Raw genomic sequence first — 16,487 nt, 5'->3', positions numbered from 1 at the left:
GCCGAGGCTTATTGACGGGTTACTTTGCGGGTGATGCTGCCACCGGCCGTGGTGAGGCGCAGAACGTAGACCCCGGCGGGCAGCTCGGGCAGGCCAGCCAGGGCCTGGGGGGCGGCGCTCAGGGCCAGCTTGGTAGCGAACACCGGGCGGCCGGCCAGCGAGAGCAGCGTCACGGTCGTGGCCTGGGGCTCGATACTGCCGGGCAGGGCCACCGAAAGCTGGTCGGTGAAGGGGTTGGGGTAGGCTTCGGCGGTAGCGGGAGCAGCGGTGGCGGCAGTGCGGCTCAGGGTTACTACCGGTGAGTAGTTGGTGGTACCGTCCAGGTCCACCTGGCGCAGGCGGTAGTAGCGGCGGTTGGCAGCCTGGGCAGCAGCCGAGGCGTCGAGGTACTCGTAGTTACGGGTGCTGGTGCTGTTGCCGGCGGCGGCCAGCTCGGCTACGGCAGTGAAGGCGGTGCCATCGGCCGAGGCTTCAACCACGAAGCTGGCGCTGTTCAATTCCTGGGCCGTGGTCCAGCTCAGGCGGTTGCCGGCGCTGGTGGCCTGGCCACCAAAGGCGCTGAGCACGACCGGCAGCGGGGCGGTGATGGAAGGAGCAACGACCGAAGTATTTTGCTCGTAGCGGTACACAGTACCGGTGCCGTTGCCGATGAAGAGGTCGAGCAGGCCGTCGCCGTCGTAGTCGGTCACGGCCGGAGCGGCGTAGCCGTTCATGTTGCTGGGGTTGGTGCCCGCGTTGCTCATGTTGATAACCGTGGCGGCAGTGCCGGCCGTGCTTAGGTTCTGCACGAAGCTAAAGGTGAGGGCATTGACCGAAGTCTGGGTGTAGAGCTGCACATTGCCAGCGTAGTTGCCCACCAGCATGTCGAGCTTACCGTCGCCGTCGTAGTCGGTGATGAGGGGCTTGCTTACATCGCCGGCGTCGAGGATAGTCGTGCCGTTGGCCAGCTTGATGGTGGTGGCAGCGCTGAAGCCGGCCGTGGTGGCGTTGGTGGCGGCCAACTGCTCGTAGCGGTTCAGGTAGCCGTTGTTGCTGCCCACGATGATGTCAACCAGGCCGTCGTTGTCGATGTCGCCCACCGAAGGACGGGCATAAGAACCAGCGTTGGGCGTGCCCGACGTGGTAACGCCGTAGGGGTTGGCAAACAAGGTAGTGCCGGCGCCCATTTTAAAGGCGTTGGCGCCCGTGCTGGCATTCTGTTCGTAAATCAGCACTTTGCCATTCTCTTCGCCCACGATGATTTCCTGCAGGCCGTCGCCGTCGAGGTCGCTTACCGTCGGCTTGGCGTAGAGGCCCACATCGACGGTAGCGCCGCCCGCAAACAAGGTGATGACCGTGCCCGTGGTGCTGAAGGGCTGGTTGGTGGCCGTCTGCTCGTAGTCAATCATGGTGCCGTCGCCCTGGCCCACCAGCAGTTCCAGCAAGCCATCCTTGTCGAGGTCGGCAGCCACGGGGGTCGAATAAGCACCGGCTGCGGTGGCGCTGGTGGCGTTGGTGTTCAGCTGGCCGTAGTTGCTGTTGGAGGAAGTCCGGGTCACACCCAGCCGGGCGGCGCTCACGGCGGTGCCGGCAGCAGTGGTCAGCCGCACCCGGCCGGTGCCGGCAGCGGCCGGCACGATGAAGGTGGCCGTGGTAGCGGGCACCAGTCCCGGCGTGGCGCGCACGGCCTGGCCGTTCAGCAGCACCGAGGTGAAGCCCATGAGGTTGGTGCCGGTGATGGTGACTGTGGCGCCGGGGGCGGCCGTGGCCGGCGTTACGCTACTAATGGTGGGTGCCTGCGCCATGGCGGCGGCGGGCAGCAACAAACCCAGCGTGGCCAGGCAAAACAAACGAGCAGCGGGAGTAGCGAGCGTAAACATATTATTGATACTGAAGAAAGTTTGCTTTGGAAAGGGCCAGCTTAGTTGCGGCCGTTTTGATGATACAAAGCTCCTAACCAAGGCCAGGCAGTATTTTTTCCTTCGCCTAACCTCGACCATTTCTCGGTGAATAGTTCCGGTTTTCCCGGCGAATGTAAATCTGTCGTTCATCGAGAAAAAGCACATTTCTAGACAATTAAGGCACTTTTTTAGTATGCGTGCATACTTTCAACCGGTAATACTGGCTGGTCATCGGCTCGAAATGCCGTTTAGTCGGCTAAATCGGCAATTGGTCGATTGATTGTGCGCAACCGGTCAATAGCCACGCTGACAGCCCGGCCCTCGTCGTACCTTCAAATCGGCCCACAAGGCGGCGCGCCGCCCCCAAGGCCAGCGCTTCGTCTGGCTCTTACTTCATGTCCCGCCCTATGCTATATCGCTACTCCCTTGCCCTTCTCTTATTGCTAATGCCCATCCTGAGCCGCGCCCAGGTCACCCCCATCGTGAGCGGCTGGCTGGTGAACACCACCGGGGCCACCGGCTACAACAACATCCCGAGCAACGTGCAGCGCGTGCAGTACTCGGCTGCCAATGTGTACATCACCTGCACGGGCATCCCGAGCTACGCCATCGGCGGCTGGCCCAACAACCCCAACACGGCCACCAACCAGAACTTCGTGTTCAAAATAACCCGCACTCCTACGCCCAACACCGGCACGCCCACGGCCACGCCCCTGGGCCACACCGGCATCTGGAGCAACGGCGTGAGCCTCTTCAACGCCAAAGACGCCATGAGCTACAACAACGCGGGCGTGTGGAACCAGAACGCCATTGTGGTGGAAGGCCCCAGCTTTGACTCTTGCCTGGGCCACCCGGCCGGCAACGGGGAGTACCACCACCACCTCAACCCGCGCTGCCTCTACAACGACCACGACAGCAGCCGCCACGCCCCGCTCATCGGCTTCGCCCTCGACGGCTATCCCATTTACGGGGCCTACGGCTATGCCAATGCCAACGGCACCGGAGGCCTCAAAAGCATGCGCAGTTCCTACCGCGCCCGCAACATCACGGCCCGCACCACGTTGCCCGACGGCAGCACGGCCCCCTCGGCCGGCCCTGCCATCAGCGCGGCCAAACCGCTGGGCTATTATGTGGAGGATTTTGAATACGTGGCCGGGCGCGGCGACCTTGACGTGCACAACGGCCGCTTTTGCGTGACGCCGGAGTACCCGGCCGGCACCTACGCCTACTTCGTCACCATCAACAGCCGATACGAAGGCGCGTACCCCTACACGCCCGGCCCTACTTATTATGGCGTGATTCCGGCCGGCGCCATCGGTCCGCAGTCGGGCCACGCCGTGGTGAACGAGCCGGTGACGACTTACGTGGTGACGGCCACTTTCCTGGCCGCTGGGCTGCAAATCAGTGCCTACCCCAATCCGGCCAGCAACAGCATCACCGTGGCCCCCGAAGGTGGCGTGGCCAACGACCTGCGTGCCACGCTATTCAACACGCTGGGCCAAGCCGTTACGCCTACGGTAGTCTTACATCCATCGGTACCGGCTGAACTCGATTTAACCGCTGTAGCGGCCGGGGTTTACTACCTTAAAGTGGAGGGTACAGCCATTGGCAGCACCCAAAAAATTGTGGTAGCGCACTAATGCCCCTTCGGCCTCAGGACGGATTTTTTCGGATGATATGGAAACTCATCTCCTTGCGAGTCACAAAGCCCAGGTGTTGATAGAGCCTGATGGCCCGCGTATTGTCGGCTTTTACGTGCAGAAACGGGATGCCTGCGGCTGCAACGATGCGCTGGGCCTGGCGCTGAATGAGCCGGGCAGCGTAGCCCCGGCCCAGGTAGTCGGGGTGGGTGCATACCGCACTGATTTCGGCATACGGAGACGGGTTCATGCGCTGCCCGGCCATCGCCACCAGCTCATTCCCTTCAAAAATGCCTTCGTAATGCCCAAACGCAATTGTATTGGGGAAGAATGGACCGGGATTGGTGCGCTGGGTGAGGGCCAGCATGGCGGGCACATGCGCCGGCCCCAGCGGCGTGGCCGGCGGCCCCAACAAATTGTTCGCAGCTGGCCGCTCCTGCACCATTTGACCTACCTGCATTTGCTGCATCAGCTGCCATGGAGCCGGAATATGTAACGGAACCGGACTAACTATGCCCAGCACGCGCCCGGCAGGCACAAGGGCGTGAAGCGCCTCAAGAGCCTGCGGCGTGCAGGTTTCGAACCCCGCGAAGGGCGACACATCTTCCGCAAAATACTTCACCTGCGCGGTGCCATGCGCCAGGGGTGCATTGCCCGAAATCAGCGCGTTCCAGACCGGGTTATCAAGTACGTGGGCCGTGTTGTTAAGCATTGGACAGGGAAAATCGAGCAAGTGCACGCAGGTGGCACAGTAAACACAACGGGAGGCAAGGCTTTCATCGGACGGCTGAACACCTGCTTTAATAACACTGATTCAGCAATTCTCCATTTGCCATGCACAAGGCACATCCGGCCAGGGGTGCTACAGCCGCTCGCGCACTTGGCGCAGCACCCGCTCCACCTCGTTGCGCATGTCGCCGCTGTCCACCACGTGGTTGTTGTTCATGAAGGTGAAGGCCACCAGCCGGCCGCTTTTGGTGCGCAGGTAGCCGCACACGTTCAGGTTGTTGCTGAGGGTGCCGGTTTTGCCCCACACCCACGGGCCGGTGGCGTCGTGGTAGCGCTTACGCAGCGTGCCCTGGCCGCCGCCGGCCGCCAGCAAACTCAGCAGGCGGCGCTCGGGCAGCTCCTGATGCAGCTTAAGCAGCAGCGCCGTGAGGGTGCGCGGGGTGATGAGATTCAGCCGCGAAAGGCCCGAGCCATCGACCCAGAAAATGGGGTCGGGCAGGCCGGTGAGTAGGTTTTTGCGGGCGAAGCGAATCACGCGGCCGGTGCTGAGCGAGTCGTGCCGGCCGATTTTGGTGCTGCACATCAGCAGCAGCTGCTCGGCCAGAAAGTTGTCGCTCACGCGCAGCATGCGGCGGTAGAGCGAGTCCACGCGCAGCCCGTTCAGCGTGCGGATGGAGTCCAGCCCCGGCCGGGGGTGCCACACGGCGCCGGTGGTGGCGCGGCGCAGCGTGTCGCCCAGCAGCCGCAGCATCAGCCCGCTGCTGGTCACGAACGGGGTTTCGTCAACCCACTTTTTGGTGGTGGGCAGCACGTAGAAGCGGTTTTCGTGCAGGGCCCGGATGACGTGAGTATCCTTATCGAGGTCCGGCGTGAGCAAATCGGGCGCGGCCGGCCCCACCAGCGGCGCGAAGAAGCGCGGCAGCACCCGCACCCGCGACTGCGGCGCCAGCCCCGGCCGCACGGCCGCCACGCCGCCGTTGCGCACCGGCGCGGGTGGCGTGGCGTAGAAGCGCACGGTGTTGCCGTAAATCGGGAAGGCCGTGCGCTCGGGCTGGAAGTAGTAGCCGTAGTCGTCCCAGGTCCAGCTGGGACCGAAAGGGGTTACGCAGGCAATGGCGCAGTAAGCCAGGCTTTTTTCGGGGCGGTGCAGCAGGAAATTGTAGGCCCGGCGGCTGGGCACGTCACCGTGCAGCAGGGTGGGGTCGCCGGTGCCCTGAAAAAACAGGGTGTCGTTGCGGCTAAAGTAGCGCAGGCTGGGCAACGAGTCGCCGAGCAGGTGCAGCCCGGTGTAGAAGCTGAACAGCTTCATGTTGCTGGCCGGGGTGAAATACTTGGTTTCCTGGTAGCCGTAGAACGGGCGGGCGCTGTCGGCATAGGCCAGGCTCAGGCCCACCTGGTGCTGGGCCAGCACCGGCGAGGCCGCCAGCAGCGAATCGAGCCAGGGCAGGCGCGGGCCGGCCGTTGGCGCGGCGGCCACCGGCGGCTTCTCGGGAGCCTGGGCGCAGGCCGATAATTGGGTGGTCCCGATAGTAAGTAGCAGCAGGAAATAGAGCGGACGTAGCATGGGCCGCAACTTACGCAGCAAACGGGGCTGGGGTGGCTTTTTGGGAGGAATTATCCTTTTCACGGAGTAGCGTGCGGGGTCGTACCCGGTAGGGCTTGCTCCTGCACCCTACGGTTTGTAAAAAATCAAAACCTCCCGCCCTGTTGTTGTCAACTTTTCCATCATACGAAGAAAGCAACCGTCTATTATGTCCACTAACACCCTGTTCGCGCCCTTCGCGCTAAAATCCCTCCAGCTCAAAAACCGCATTGTGATGGCCCCCATGACCCGCTCCTTCTCGCCCAACGGCGTGCCGGGCGCGGATGTGGCCGCCTACTACCGCCGCCGCGCCGAGGGCCAGGTCGGCCTCATCCTCTCCGAAGGCACCGTGGTGGAGCGCCCAGCCTCGTCCAACGACCCCAATATTCCGCATTTCTACGGCGACGCCCTGACCGGCTGGCAGCACGTCATCGACGAAGTGCACGCCGCCGGGGGCAAAATGGGTCCGCAGCTCTGGCACATGGGCGTGATGGCCGGGCACCGCTCGGGCTGGAAGCCGGCGGAAAACTTCGAAGGGCCTTCCGGCCTGCTCAAGCCCGGCGAAGCCACTGGCCGGGCCATGAGCGAAACCGACATCACCGACACCATTGCCGCCTTCGGCCGGGCCGCGGCCGATGCCCAGCGCCTAGGCTTCGACTGCCTGGAGCTGCACGGGGCCCACGGCTACCTCATCGACCAATTTTTCTGGGCCGGCCTCAACCAGCGCACCGACGCCTACGGCGGCGACGAACTGACCCAGCGCAGCCGCCTGGCCGTGGAGTTGGTGCAGGAAGTACGCCGCCAGGTGGGCGAGGATTTTGTTATCAGCCTGCGCCTCTCGCAGTGGAAGCAGCAGGACTACGCCGCCCGGCTGGCCCACACGCCCCAGGAAATGGAAGCGTGGCTCCAGCCCCTGGCCGAGGCCGGCGTCGATATTTTCCACTGCTCGCAGCGCCGCTTCTGGGAGCCGGAGTTCGAAAGTGAAGGCTCGGATTTGAACTTCGCGGGCTGGGTAAAAAAGCTCACTGGCAAAACCACCATCACCGTGGGCTCGGTGGGCCTCTCGGGCGAGTTCCTGGCTGGCTTCGCGGGCGAAGCTTCCCAGCCGCAGGGCATTGAGGAACTGCTGCGCCGGCTCGACCGCAACGAGTTCGACCTCGTGGCCGTGGGCCGCCAGCTGATTGTGGACCCCGACTGGGTGAAGAAAATTGAACAGGGCCGCCTCGATGAGATGCACGGTTTCAGCCGCGAGGCGCTGCGCACGCTGGTGTAATTCCGGCAGTTTTGCCGGCCGTTTTCAGTAGCGCGGACTTTGCAGTCCGCATTCCCGAAAGCGCTGTTGCGACAGCGCGAGGGTGCGGACTACAGAGTGCGCGCTACGCTTTCCTACCGCTCGATGTGCTTCACCTTGGCCTCGTCCAAATCGAGTTGGGCTTCCTGCTGGCGCAACACTTCCTCATCAAAGGAGTTGTGGTGGCGCAGGTGCTCCAGCGCCTCGCGCTCCACCTGCAGCACGTCGAGCAATACGCGGTGATACTGACGCAAGGCATCGCGGCCCGACTCATCAACTTCCAGCGAATTGAGGGTGCGGGTGGTGAGGTTGACCTCCGTTTCCATGCGCTGATGGAGGCGGGCCACCAACTCGTTGACCTTCAGTTCGGCAGCATACTGGCGCTGGAGGTGTTTCACGGCGGCCGTGCGCAGGTGCAGGCGCACGCCGGCTTCCTGTTCTTCGAGGGGCGTACTATCGTCGCGCTCCGCTATTTTGGTGAAGCGGATAATGGCCGGCAGCGTGAGCCCCTGCAGCACCAGCGTGACGAGAATGACCACGAAGGTGATGAACAGAATCAGGTTGCGCTGCGGGAACTGCAGGCCATCGGCCGAGAGCAGCGGCACCGACAGCGCCGAGGCCAGCGACACCACCCCGCGCATGCCGGCCCAGCCCAGCACCAGCGTGCCCTGCCAGCCCGGGCTGGGCTCGCTGTCGCGTATTTTCTGGCTTAGGTAGCGCGGAATGAAGGCCGCCGGGTACATCCACAGCAGCCGAATCACAATCACCAGCCCGCTCATCAGCAGGCCGTAGGTGATGGCCTGCCGCAACGAATAACTGCCGAGCCCCTCCACCGCAATGGGCAGCTGCAAGCCAATGAGAATGAAGACCAACCCGTTTAGCACAAAGCTCACGCTGGCCCACACGCTATACGCCTGCAAACGCGTATTGGCATCGAACACCCGGTGCGAGAGGTACGAGAGCAGCAGCCCGCCGCTCACTACCGCCAGCACACCCGAAAAATGGAATTCCTCGGCCAGCAGGTACATCACGTAGGGCGCCATAAAGGTGAGCACCGTATTGATGCTGGGCGTGGTGGGCAGGTACTTGTGGATGAGGAAAAAGCCATACGCCACGCCCAGCCCCACCGCCAGCCCCATGCTGCTCGCCAGCAAAAAGCTGGTGGCTGCCTGCTGCCATATAAACGTCCCGGAAAGCACCGCCAGCAGCGCAAACCGAAACACAATCAGGCTGCTGGCATCGTTAATCAAGCTTTCGCCCTCCAGAATTGCCGTCACCCGCCGCGGCACTTTGATACCGCGCAGCACCGAAGTCGCGGCCACAGCATCGGGCGGCGAAATGATGCCGCCCAGCAAAAACCCCAGCCCCAGCGTGAAACCCGGAATCACGGCCCGCGCCACGTAGGCCACAATGAGCGAGGTAAAGGCCACCAACCCAAACGCGAGCAGCCCGATGGCCCGGCGCCAGCGCCAGAAGTCCTTCCAGGCCGTGTTCCAGGCGGCTTCGTAGAGCAGCGGCGGCAGGAAAATCAAAAAAATGAGGTCCGGCGCGATGGCCACGCGCGGCAGGCCGGGCACAAAACTCAGTGCCAGCCCGCCCAGCACCAGGAAAATGGGGTAAGAAATTCCCAGCTTCTGCCCCAGCATCACCAGCAGAAACACGGCAAACAGCAGGCCGAGGATAAGGAGTAGGCTTTCGTGCAGCATGGGGCCGGATTGGGTTCAACAACCCAAAGAAACGCCAGACGGTGTGTAGAAACACACGCAAACAGCCACGCTCGTTCGGCATCCGCCAGATGAGCACGACGTTCTTTTTCGGCCATTTCCTGCTTACGGGCAATTCTCAGCCACCCGGAATTGCGCCTACCGGTGCCAGAGCTGCCGGCCCGTCGTCGGGCGCTTGGGCCGGTCGAAGAGCACCACGTAGAGCACCCCGAGCAAGGGCACGAGCAACAGGGCGAAGAGCAGGCGCAGGTGCCAGTAGTGCACCGGGGCTAGGCCCCAGGATTGGACGAGGTGATTGATGAAATGTGCCATTAATAAATATACTCATTTCCAATTGATTTTGCAATCGTTTGCGGAATCGAACCGGTGTTTTTTCTGCTGGCGGCCCCGCGTTGGCACTTCGCTGCCGCGCAGATTTTCCGGCGTCCCAAATTCAGATGCCGTACTTTTGACTCCCGTCATGCCCGAACGCTCCAACCCCTCCCCCTCCGCGTCGGCAGCGAAATACATTTTCGTTACCGGCGGCGTCACTTCTTCACTCGGCAAAGGAATTATTTCCGCCTCGCTGGCCAAGCTTTTGCAGGCCCGCGGGTTCCGAGTCACCATCCAGAAGTTCGACCCCTACATCAACATCGACCCCGGTACGCTCAACCCGTACGAGCACGGCGAGTGCTACGTAACCGATGACGGAGCCGAAACCGACCTCGACCTCGGCCACTACGAGCGGTTCCTGAACACGCCCACTTCTCAGGCCAACAACGTCACCACCGGCCGCATCTATGACCACGTGATTCGGCGCGAGCGCGAAGGTGCCTTCCTCGGCAAAACCGTGCAGGTGGTGCCCCACATCACCGACGAAATCAAGCGGCGCATGCTGCTGCTGGGCCAGAACGGCCAGTTCGATGTCGTCATCACCGAAATCGGCGGCTGCATCGGCGACATCGAGAGCCTGCCCTTCGTGGAGGCCGTGCGCCAGCTCCGCTGGGAACTGCCCGAGTACGACTCGCTGGTGATTCACCTCACGCTGCTGCCCTACCTCAAGGCCGCCGGCGAGCTCAAAACCAAGCCCACCCAGCACTCGGTGCGCGATTTGCGCGAGGCCGGCCTCCAGCCCGACATCCTGGTGTGCCGCTCCGAGCACCCCATTCCGATGGAGATGCGCCGCAAAATCGCGCTGTTCTGCAACGTGAAAATCAACTCGGTCATCGAAAGCCTCGACGCCGACAGCATCTACTCGGTGCCTTTGCTGATGCGCAAAGAGGGCCTCGATGAGCGGGTTATCAAACGCCTGAAACTGACCGGCGGCACCCCGCAGCCCGACCTCGAGGCCTGGAAGGACTTCCTGGGTAAGCTGAAAAACCCGACCGAGGAAGTGACCATTGCCCTGGTAGGCAAGTACGTGGAGCTGCCCGACGCCTACAAGTCCATCAACGAAGCCTTCGTGCACGCCGGTGCCCAAAACGAGTGCAAGGTGACGGTGCGCAGCATCCAGTCTGACAACATCACCCCCGAAAACATCGCCGCTATGCTCCACGGCTGCGACGGCGTGCTGGTGGCACCCGGCTTCGGCGAGCGCGGCTTTGAGGGCAAGATTGTGGCCGTGAAGCACGTGCGCGAGAACAACATCCCGTTCTTCGGCATTTGCCTGGGCATGCAGGTAGCGGTGGTGGAATACGCCCGCAACGTGTTGGGCCTGCAAAATGCCAACTCGACTGAGATGGACGCCCTCACGCCCACCCCCGTCATCGCCATGATGGAGGAGCAGAAAAACATCACCCAGAAAGGCGGCACCATGCGTCTCGGCGCCTACGCCTGCGACCTGCGCCGCGGCTCCAAAGCCGCCAAGGCCTACGGCAAAAACCATATCAGCGAGCGCCACCGCCACCGCTACGAGTTCAACGGCGACTACCTCGCCCGCTTCGAGGAAGCCGGCCTGCAAGCCACCGGCACCAACCCCGACACCGGCCTGGTGGAAGTAATCGAGCTGCCCACGCACCCTTGGTTCGTGGCCGGGCAGTTCCACCCCGAGCTTAAAAGCACCGTGGAGCAGCCCCACCCGCTGTTCGTGCGGTTTGTGCGGGCGGCTATTCAGCATAGGAAGGGGTAGGGCACCTGTCATTGCCGCAAGTCGCCTGTCATCCTGAACAGAACGAAGGACCTTATCACCGCTGAACAGGTTTGCTGTAATGGCAGACAATGAAACGCGATAAGGTCCTTCGCTCTGCCCAGGATGACAGGCGACTTCATTCTTAATTCCTCATTCTTCATTAAGCGCAGCGTCCCGCCGTACCTTTGCCCCTTCGCAACCTTTTTTACTAATGGATAGAAATTCAGCAACCGGCCTGTTCCTTATCTCGGCCTTGCTCCTCGTGTACCTGTTCTTCTTCAGCCCGAAGAAGACGGATGAAAAAGCCGCCGGCAAAACCCCGCCCGCGACCACGGCCGCCGCCCAACCCGGGGCCACGCCTACTGCCCTCGCGCCGGAAGCCGCCCTCGACACCACGGCCGGCGCGGCCAAGGATGTGACTCTCGCCAACGAGAACCTGACCGTCACCTTCTCGACCCGCGGTGGCCGCGTAACGGCCGTGCGGATGAACAAGTACAAGACCTTTTTCGGGAAGCCGCTCGATTTGTTCGATGCCAAAAGCGCCCGCATGGACACCAAATTCCGGACCGTTGATGGCAAAACCATCAAGTTTTCGGATTTGAATTTCCAGGCCGTGCCGTCGCAGACGGCCGGTGGCTCGACGCTGACCTTCAGCGCGCCGGTGGCCGGCGGCAGCATCGTGCAAACTTACTCGTTACCCGCCAACAGCTTCGAGCTGAAGTACGACCTGCGCCTGCTGGGCCTGGAGCGCACCGTGGCGCAGGAGCCGCTCACCTTCACCTTCGTGGACCAGGTGCGCCAGACCGAGCAGGACCTCAAGCAGAACCGCAACCACACTACCATCAACCACTACCTGGCCGCCGGCGACCAAGGCGCGCTGGCCGAAGCCAGCGAGAAGCCCGAGGAATACAAGGCCGCCGGTCCCGTGAAATGGGCCGCCCACAAGCACGACTTCTTTGTGGCCGGCTTCATTGCCGACCAGCAGCCCTTCGCGGGCGGGGCGTTCAACTCCGATGTGAACCTGGCCGATTCCACGACCATCAAAACCCTGAACTCGACGCTGACCATTCCCGTGGCCGAGGTGGAGCAGGGCCGCGGTCAGTACCGCTTTTTCTTCGGCCCGAACTCGTTCAACCTGCTCAAGGCCGTAACACCAGAGTTCGACCGCAACGTGTACCTCGGCTGGGGCTTGTTCCGCTGGGTGAACCGCTTCGTGGTGCTGCCGGTATTTCACTTTCTGGAGCAGTTCATATCGTCCTACGGCGTTATCATCGCGCTGTTGGTGCTGCTTATCAAGCTGGTTACCTGGCCGCTTACCTACAAAACCTACGAGAGCCAGGCCCGCATGAAGGTGCTGAAGCCGGAAATCGACCAGCTTAAGGAAAAGTATGGCGACGACCAGACCAAGGTGCAGCAGGAAACCATGAAGCTGTACCAGGAATTCGGCGTGAGCCCGCTCAGCGGCTGCGTGCCCACCCTGCTCACGCTGCCGATTCTGTTCGCCATGTTCCAATTCTTCCCGAATGCCATCGAGCTGCGTCAGCAGAGCTTTTTGTGGGCCAAGGACCTGAGCAGCTACGACGTGTTCATCAAGCTGCCGTTCTACGTGAAATGGTACGGCGACCACGTCTCCATGTTCACGCTGATGATGACGGCCTCCACCCTGCTTATGACCTGGCAGAGCAACCAAACCAACACGGCCATGCAGGGCCCGATGAAGACTTATAGCTACCTGATGCCCATCATCTTCCTGTTCGTGTTGAACAGCTTCGCGGCGGGCCTCACCTGGTACTACTTCGTGTCCAACGTCATCACCTTCGCCCAGCAGGCCATCACCAAGACTTTCGTGGATGACACGAAAATCCGCGCCCAGCTCGACGCCAACAAAATCAAGAACAAGGACAAGAAGCCCAGCGGCCTGCAGGGCCGCATTGCCGAAGCCATGAAAGCCGCGCAGGAGCGCGAGGCCCAGGCTCGTAAGAAGTCGTAAGGAAGTTCATCTGTCATCCTGAGCGGAGCGAAGGATTACAAACTAAAAAATGGTCATTCCACAAACCAGGCACGGTTTTCGGATGACCATTTTTTGTGCGCCTACTTTTACGCGTCCATTCTCTCATTTCAACCGCCATGCGCCTCCTCTCGCTCCTGCTGCTCCTTGGCTTCTTTAGTTTCAGCTTCGTGCTGCCGGCTAATGCCCAGTACGCGCCCACCAAAAAAGTCAAAGTCAAAAAGGCCAGCAAAAAGACTGTGACTACTACCAAAGCCGCCACGCCTACCGCAGCCCGCCCGGTGCTCACCTTCGAGCGCACGCCCTGCTACGGGTTCTGCCCGGCCTACATCATGGAGGTTTACGCCGATGGCCGCGTGGCCTACGAAGGCCGCCACTCCGTGCCGATGATGGGCAAGCACGAGCTGAAGATGCCCGCTGCTGCCGTGGCCGATATGCTGCGCCAGGCCCGGGAAGCCCGCTTTGAAACGTTCGAGAAGAACTATTCCAGCGGCGCAACCGACCTGCCGAGCACCATCGTCACCATTCGCCAGCCCGACGGCACCCTTAAAAAAGTAACTGTCGAAGCCAATGCTCCGGAGAATGTGAAAAGCTATTTCACCTACCTCACCACGCAATTCGACCAACTGGCCCAGGTGAATGGGCTGGAGAAATAGCATGCGGTAGCGCGAACTACAAAATCCGCGCTACCGCATGCCTTTACCGTGCTGCTTTGGCTTGCGGCTTGAACACCACCCGAAACCCCCGCAGTGCCGCCGGATGGTAGATAGTGGCGTGCGTTTCTTCCGGCATCGGCGCGTAGTGCCAGTTGCCCAGGCGCGCCGCCTGAGGCCGAACCAGCGCCATTAGGCGGCGCGTAGCGGCCGTGTCGCCGTGGATGCTGGTGGCCAGGTACACGGTAACCGCCGGCCGGCTTTTTTGCAATAGCGTACCGGCCTGCGCCGCCAGCTGGCCGTTGTTCCACCACAGGCTGGCGTCGAAGGCGAGGTAGGTATTGAACAGCTTGGGTTCCAGCAGCAGGGTTTCGACCACAAACAACCCGGCCAGCGACTCGCCCACGATGGCCGTTTCCGAAGTGGTGCGGTAGCGCTGCTTCACCTGCGGCATCAACTCTTCGCGAATGAATTGGCGGTAGGCAGCCGAGCCACCCACTTTGGGCGCAATTTTCTTGTCCTCGGCGTTGGTGGTCGGGCCGGTCAGGTCGCGCCGGCGCTGAGTGTTTTCGATGCCAACCAGAATAAACGGCCGCATGGTGCCGTTGCCGGTAAGCACCTGCACGAGGCCCGCCACGTGCAGAAAATCCTCCGCAATGCCGCCGTCGGGCATATACAGCACCGGCAGCCGCACCGTGGCCGAATCGGTGTAAGCCGCCGGCAGATACACGTTGATGCGCCGGGTCTCCCCCAGCGCTTTGGATTCAAGGGTAAAGGTTTGGCCGATAACCAGTGGGGCCGCCACATCAACGGCGGGCTTGACCTGCTGGCCGCGCGCTTCGGCAAGCGACAGTAGTCCCAACAGAATTATTGGAATTGAGGTACGCAGTGTAACCATTGTCCTTATACGTGAATAAAAAGTCATTGCTATGGCCTAGTAGAGACGCAACATTTTGCGTCTCATCGTTGAACGAGGATGTTCAGATGACTCCTGAACGGCGCGGTCGACGAGACGCAAGATATTGCGTCTCTATTCCTTCCGTACCCGCTCCAATAGCAGGGTATTCATCGGATTTGGGGTGAGGCCGCGCACATTGTTTTGCGTCAGGCGCACCACCTCATCGTAATACAGGCTGATAACGGGCACTTCCTCCACCACAATCCGGTCCATGGCCTGGTACAGCTTGGTACGCTTGACCACGTCCTGGGTACGGCGGGCTTCGTCGTAGAGCTTGTCGTAGGCCGCGTTTTTGAAGTGGGTTTTATCCGGCCCGGCGGGGCTGAAATTGGGGCTGTAGAACAGCGCCAGGTAGTTTTCGGCATCGGGGTAGTCGCCCAGCCAGCTTTTGGCGAAGAAGGCCACCCGTCCGTTATCCACCAGGTCCTGCTGCGCGGCCGATTGGTTGATGTCAATCTGCACCTGCACGCCCACGTCGGCCCACTGCTTCTGCAAATACTCGCCTATCTCCTTGCGTTCCAACACGGTACTGAGGCGCAGCTTCAATTGCCGTTGCGGCCCGTAGCCGGCGGCGCGCAACAGCTGCCGCGACTTCTGCGGCTGGTAGGTGTAGCCGGGCACTTCTTTTTCGGAGAACGACGGCAGCGCCGTGGGCACGAAACCGGAGGTGCCCGCGTGGCCCACCCGGTTCAGCAGGTAGGTCAGCATTTCGGGCTTGTTGAGGGCATAGTTCAAGGCTTGGCGCACGCGCTTATCGCGCAGAGCCCGGCCCTGAATGGCCTGCTCCCCAATCAGATTGGCCGAATCGAGTTGAATGCCTAGGTACTCGGTGTTCAGGTACGGCGCTTTCTGCACAGTAAACTTTCCCTTGAAATCCTCCCGAATAGTGCCGTCGGGGTGCATAATGAGGTCGCGCGAGCCCGCTCGAATGCCCGAGAGGAAATCCAGCTTGCCCTGCATAAAGGTCAGAAACTCGGTTTTGCGGTCGGGCAGAAAGCTCACCGCCACGGCATCGAGATAGGGAAGCTTGCGGCCCTGCCGGTCGGCGCGCCAGTAGTCGGGGTTGCGCTCATAGAGAAGCACATTGCCCTCGTCCCACAGCTTGAACCGGAACGGCCCCGTGCCCACCGGATGCTCGCGGAAATCCTTGCCGTATTTTTCCACGGCCTCGTGCGGCACTACATAGGCGTAGGGCATGGTCAGGATGCCCAGAAACGGAATGAACGGCTCTTTCAAGTGAATGCGCAGTGTCGAATCATTCGCGGCCACAAAAGCCGTGTCGCTGATGCTGCCGTCGGGCTTCTCCAGCACCTTGCCCCGGAAAATCCAGCCGCCCGAGCTGGCGGTGGCCGCATCCAGAATGCGCTTGAAGGAGTAAACAAAATCCTGCGCCTTCACCTCCCGGCCCTTGCCGCCGGCAAACACGTCGCTGGCGTGAAATCGCACGCCCGGCCGCAGCACAAATGTGTACGTTTTACCATCGGGCGAAATCGTATAGCGCCGGGCCAGCGACGGAACCGGCTGCAAGGTCGAATCCAGCTCTACCAGCCCGTTGTAGAGTTGCCCAACGGCCCACCAGTTAGCCTGGTTGCGGGCAAACGCCGGGTCGAGCGACGACAGCGCCTCGGGCTGATTGTAGCGGAATACGCGGCGCTCGTCGGCGGCCGGGCGGGCCGCGTCGTGGCAGCCGGCCAGCGCCAGCGCACCCAGCCAGAATCCAAAAGGTTTAGCCAATAAGCTAGCCCAGCGAGCCAAAAAAGGGGCCATGCGAACAGGGAAAGAATGTATCTTTGTGCAATGCTACGGCAGGAATGTTTTTGGTTGGCGGTTTTTAGTTTTCGTTTTTTGGCTTGCTTCTAATTTAGCAATGACCGGAACCCGATTCCCAAAAATCGAAAACCGAAAATCAAAAACC

12 protein-coding genes are annotated in these 16,487 nt (G+C 61.6%); 5 read left to right on the top strand and 7 right to left on the bottom strand.

Features of this window, described 5'->3' with window-relative positions:
- Positions 1–8: 8 nt before the first annotated feature.
- A complete protein-coding gene (locus I7X13_RS10305) occupies positions 9–1,859 on the bottom strand; it encodes an FG-GAP-like repeat-containing protein (protein ID WP_198075401.1) in 1,851 nt (616 codons plus the stop codon).
- Positions 1,860–2,326: 467 nt separating this feature from the next.
- Between I7X13_RS10305 and I7X13_RS10300 the strand changes: the two genes are divergently transcribed.
- Positions 2,327–3,520: a YHYH protein gene (locus I7X13_RS10300; protein ID WP_198075400.1), complete on the top strand. Its 1,194-nt coding sequence runs from the start codon at positions 2,327–2,329 to the stop codon at positions 3,518–3,520.
- 13 nt (positions 3,521–3,533) lie between these two features.
- Here the strand turns inward: I7X13_RS10300 and I7X13_RS10295 are convergent, their stop codons facing one another.
- Together I7X13_RS10295 and I7X13_RS10290 are read right to left on the bottom strand one after the other, a co-directional pair.
- Positions 3,534–4,232 carry a GNAT family N-acetyltransferase gene (locus I7X13_RS10295; protein ID WP_198075399.1) on the bottom strand — a complete coding sequence of 233 codons (699 nt, stop codon included), beginning with the start codon at positions 4,230–4,232 and terminating at the stop codon, positions 3,534–3,536.
- A 150-nt stretch (positions 4,233–4,382) separates the two neighbouring features.
- Positions 4,383–5,813: a D-alanyl-D-alanine carboxypeptidase gene (locus I7X13_RS10290; RefSeq protein WP_198075398.1), complete on the bottom strand. Its 1,431-nt coding sequence runs from the start codon at positions 5,811–5,813 to the stop codon at positions 4,383–4,385.
- 187 nt (positions 5,814–6,000) lie between these two features.
- Here I7X13_RS10290 and I7X13_RS10285 point away from each other — a divergent pair, with 187 nt between their 5' ends.
- Positions 6,001–7,104 carry an NADH:flavin oxidoreductase gene (locus I7X13_RS10285; RefSeq protein ID WP_198075397.1) on the top strand — a complete coding sequence of 368 codons (1,104 nt, stop codon included), beginning with the start codon at positions 6,001–6,003 and terminating at the stop codon, positions 7,102–7,104.
- Between the two features lie 113 nt (positions 7,105–7,217).
- On the opposite strand, the gene I7X13_RS10280 is transcribed toward I7X13_RS10285, so the two are convergent.
- Together I7X13_RS10280 and I7X13_RS10275 are read right to left on the bottom strand one after the other, a co-directional pair.
- Entirely contained in the window at positions 7,218–8,828 is a 1,611-nt protein-coding gene (locus tag I7X13_RS10280; protein ID WP_198075396.1) for a Na+/H+ antiporter, read from the bottom strand.
- 156 nt (positions 8,829–8,984) lie between these two features.
- Positions 8,985–9,158 carry a hypothetical protein gene (locus tag I7X13_RS10275; protein ID WP_198067945.1) on the bottom strand — a complete coding sequence of 58 codons (174 nt, stop codon included), beginning with the start codon at positions 9,156–9,158 and terminating at the stop codon, positions 8,985–8,987.
- Between the two features lie 148 nt (positions 9,159–9,306).
- On the opposite strand from I7X13_RS10275, the gene I7X13_RS10270 reads away from it, so the two are divergent.
- The 3 genes from I7X13_RS10270 (at position 9,307) to I7X13_RS10260 (ending at position 13,617) form a co-directional block, all read left to right on the top strand.
- A complete protein-coding gene (locus tag I7X13_RS10270) occupies positions 9,307–10,953 on the top strand; it encodes a CTP synthase (RefSeq protein ID WP_198075395.1) in 1,647 nt (548 codons plus the stop codon).
- Positions 10,954–11,164: 211 nt separating this feature from the next.
- Complete coding sequence (yidC, locus tag I7X13_RS10265; RefSeq protein ID WP_198075394.1) at positions 11,165–12,943, top strand: membrane protein insertase YidC; 1,779 nt, start codon at positions 11,165–11,167, stop codon at positions 12,941–12,943.
- A gap of 137 nt (positions 12,944–13,080) precedes the next feature.
- A complete protein-coding gene (locus I7X13_RS10260) occupies positions 13,081–13,617 on the top strand; it encodes a DUF6438 domain-containing protein (RefSeq protein ID WP_198075393.1) in 537 nt (178 codons plus the stop codon).
- A gap of 43 nt (positions 13,618–13,660) precedes the next feature.
- On the opposite strand, the gene I7X13_RS10255 is transcribed toward I7X13_RS10260, so the two are convergent.
- Both I7X13_RS10255 and I7X13_RS10250 read right to left on the bottom strand, forming a co-directional pair.
- Positions 13,661–14,476, bottom strand: coding sequence for an alpha/beta hydrolase (locus tag I7X13_RS10255; protein WP_233454734.1), 816 nt, complete (start codon positions 14,474–14,476; stop codon positions 13,661–13,663).
- A 168-nt stretch (positions 14,477–14,644) separates the two neighbouring features.
- Positions 14,645–16,339: an ABC transporter substrate-binding protein gene (locus I7X13_RS10250; RefSeq protein ID WP_198075391.1), complete on the bottom strand. Its 1,695-nt coding sequence runs from the start codon at positions 16,337–16,339 to the stop codon at positions 14,645–14,647.
- Positions 16,340–16,487 lie beyond the last annotated feature (148 nt).

The sequence above is a fragment of the Hymenobacter negativus genome, from assembly GCF_016056375.1.
In the GTDB taxonomy this organism is placed as follows: Bacteria; Bacteroidota; Bacteroidia; order Cytophagales; family Hymenobacteraceae; genus Hymenobacter; species Hymenobacter negativus_A.
Note: the sequence above shows the minus strand (reverse complement) of the source record. Positions and strands in the feature narration are given on the sequence as shown.

Coding starts and splice junctions, on each gene's coding strand:
- I7X13_RS10250 (WP_198075391.1), bottom strand. CDS start 16,339: ATGGCCCCTTTTTTGGCTCGCTGGGCTAGCTTATTGGCTAAACCTTTT.
- I7X13_RS10275 (WP_198067945.1), bottom strand. CDS start 9,158: ATGGCACATTTCATCAATCACCTCGTCCAATCCTGGGGCCTAGCCCCG.
- I7X13_RS10295 (WP_198075399.1), bottom strand. CDS start 4,232: ATGCTTAACAACACGGCCCACGTACTTGATAACCCGGTCTGGAACGCG.
- I7X13_RS10300 (WP_198075400.1), top strand. CDS start 2,327: ATGCCCATCCTGAGCCGCGCCCAGGTCACCCCCATCGTGAGCGGCTGG.
- I7X13_RS10290 (WP_198075398.1), bottom strand. CDS start 5,813: ATGCTACGTCCGCTCTATTTCCTGCTGCTACTTACTATCGGGACCACC.
- yidC (WP_198075394.1), top strand. CDS start 11,165: ATGGATAGAAATTCAGCAACCGGCCTGTTCCTTATCTCGGCCTTGCTC.
- I7X13_RS10305 (WP_198075401.1), bottom strand. CDS start 1,859: ATGTTTACGCTCGCTACTCCCGCTGCTCGTTTGTTTTGCCTGGCCACG.
- I7X13_RS10270 (WP_198075395.1), top strand. CDS start 9,307: ATGCCCGAACGCTCCAACCCCTCCCCCTCCGCGTCGGCAGCGAAATAC.
- I7X13_RS10285 (WP_198075397.1), top strand. CDS start 6,001: ATGTCCACTAACACCCTGTTCGCGCCCTTCGCGCTAAAATCCCTCCAG.
- I7X13_RS10260 (WP_198075393.1), top strand. CDS start 13,081: ATGCGCCTCCTCTCGCTCCTGCTGCTCCTTGGCTTCTTTAGTTTCAGC.
- I7X13_RS10280 (WP_198075396.1), bottom strand. CDS start 8,828: ATGCTGCACGAAAGCCTACTCCTTATCCTCGGCCTGCTGTTTGCCGTG.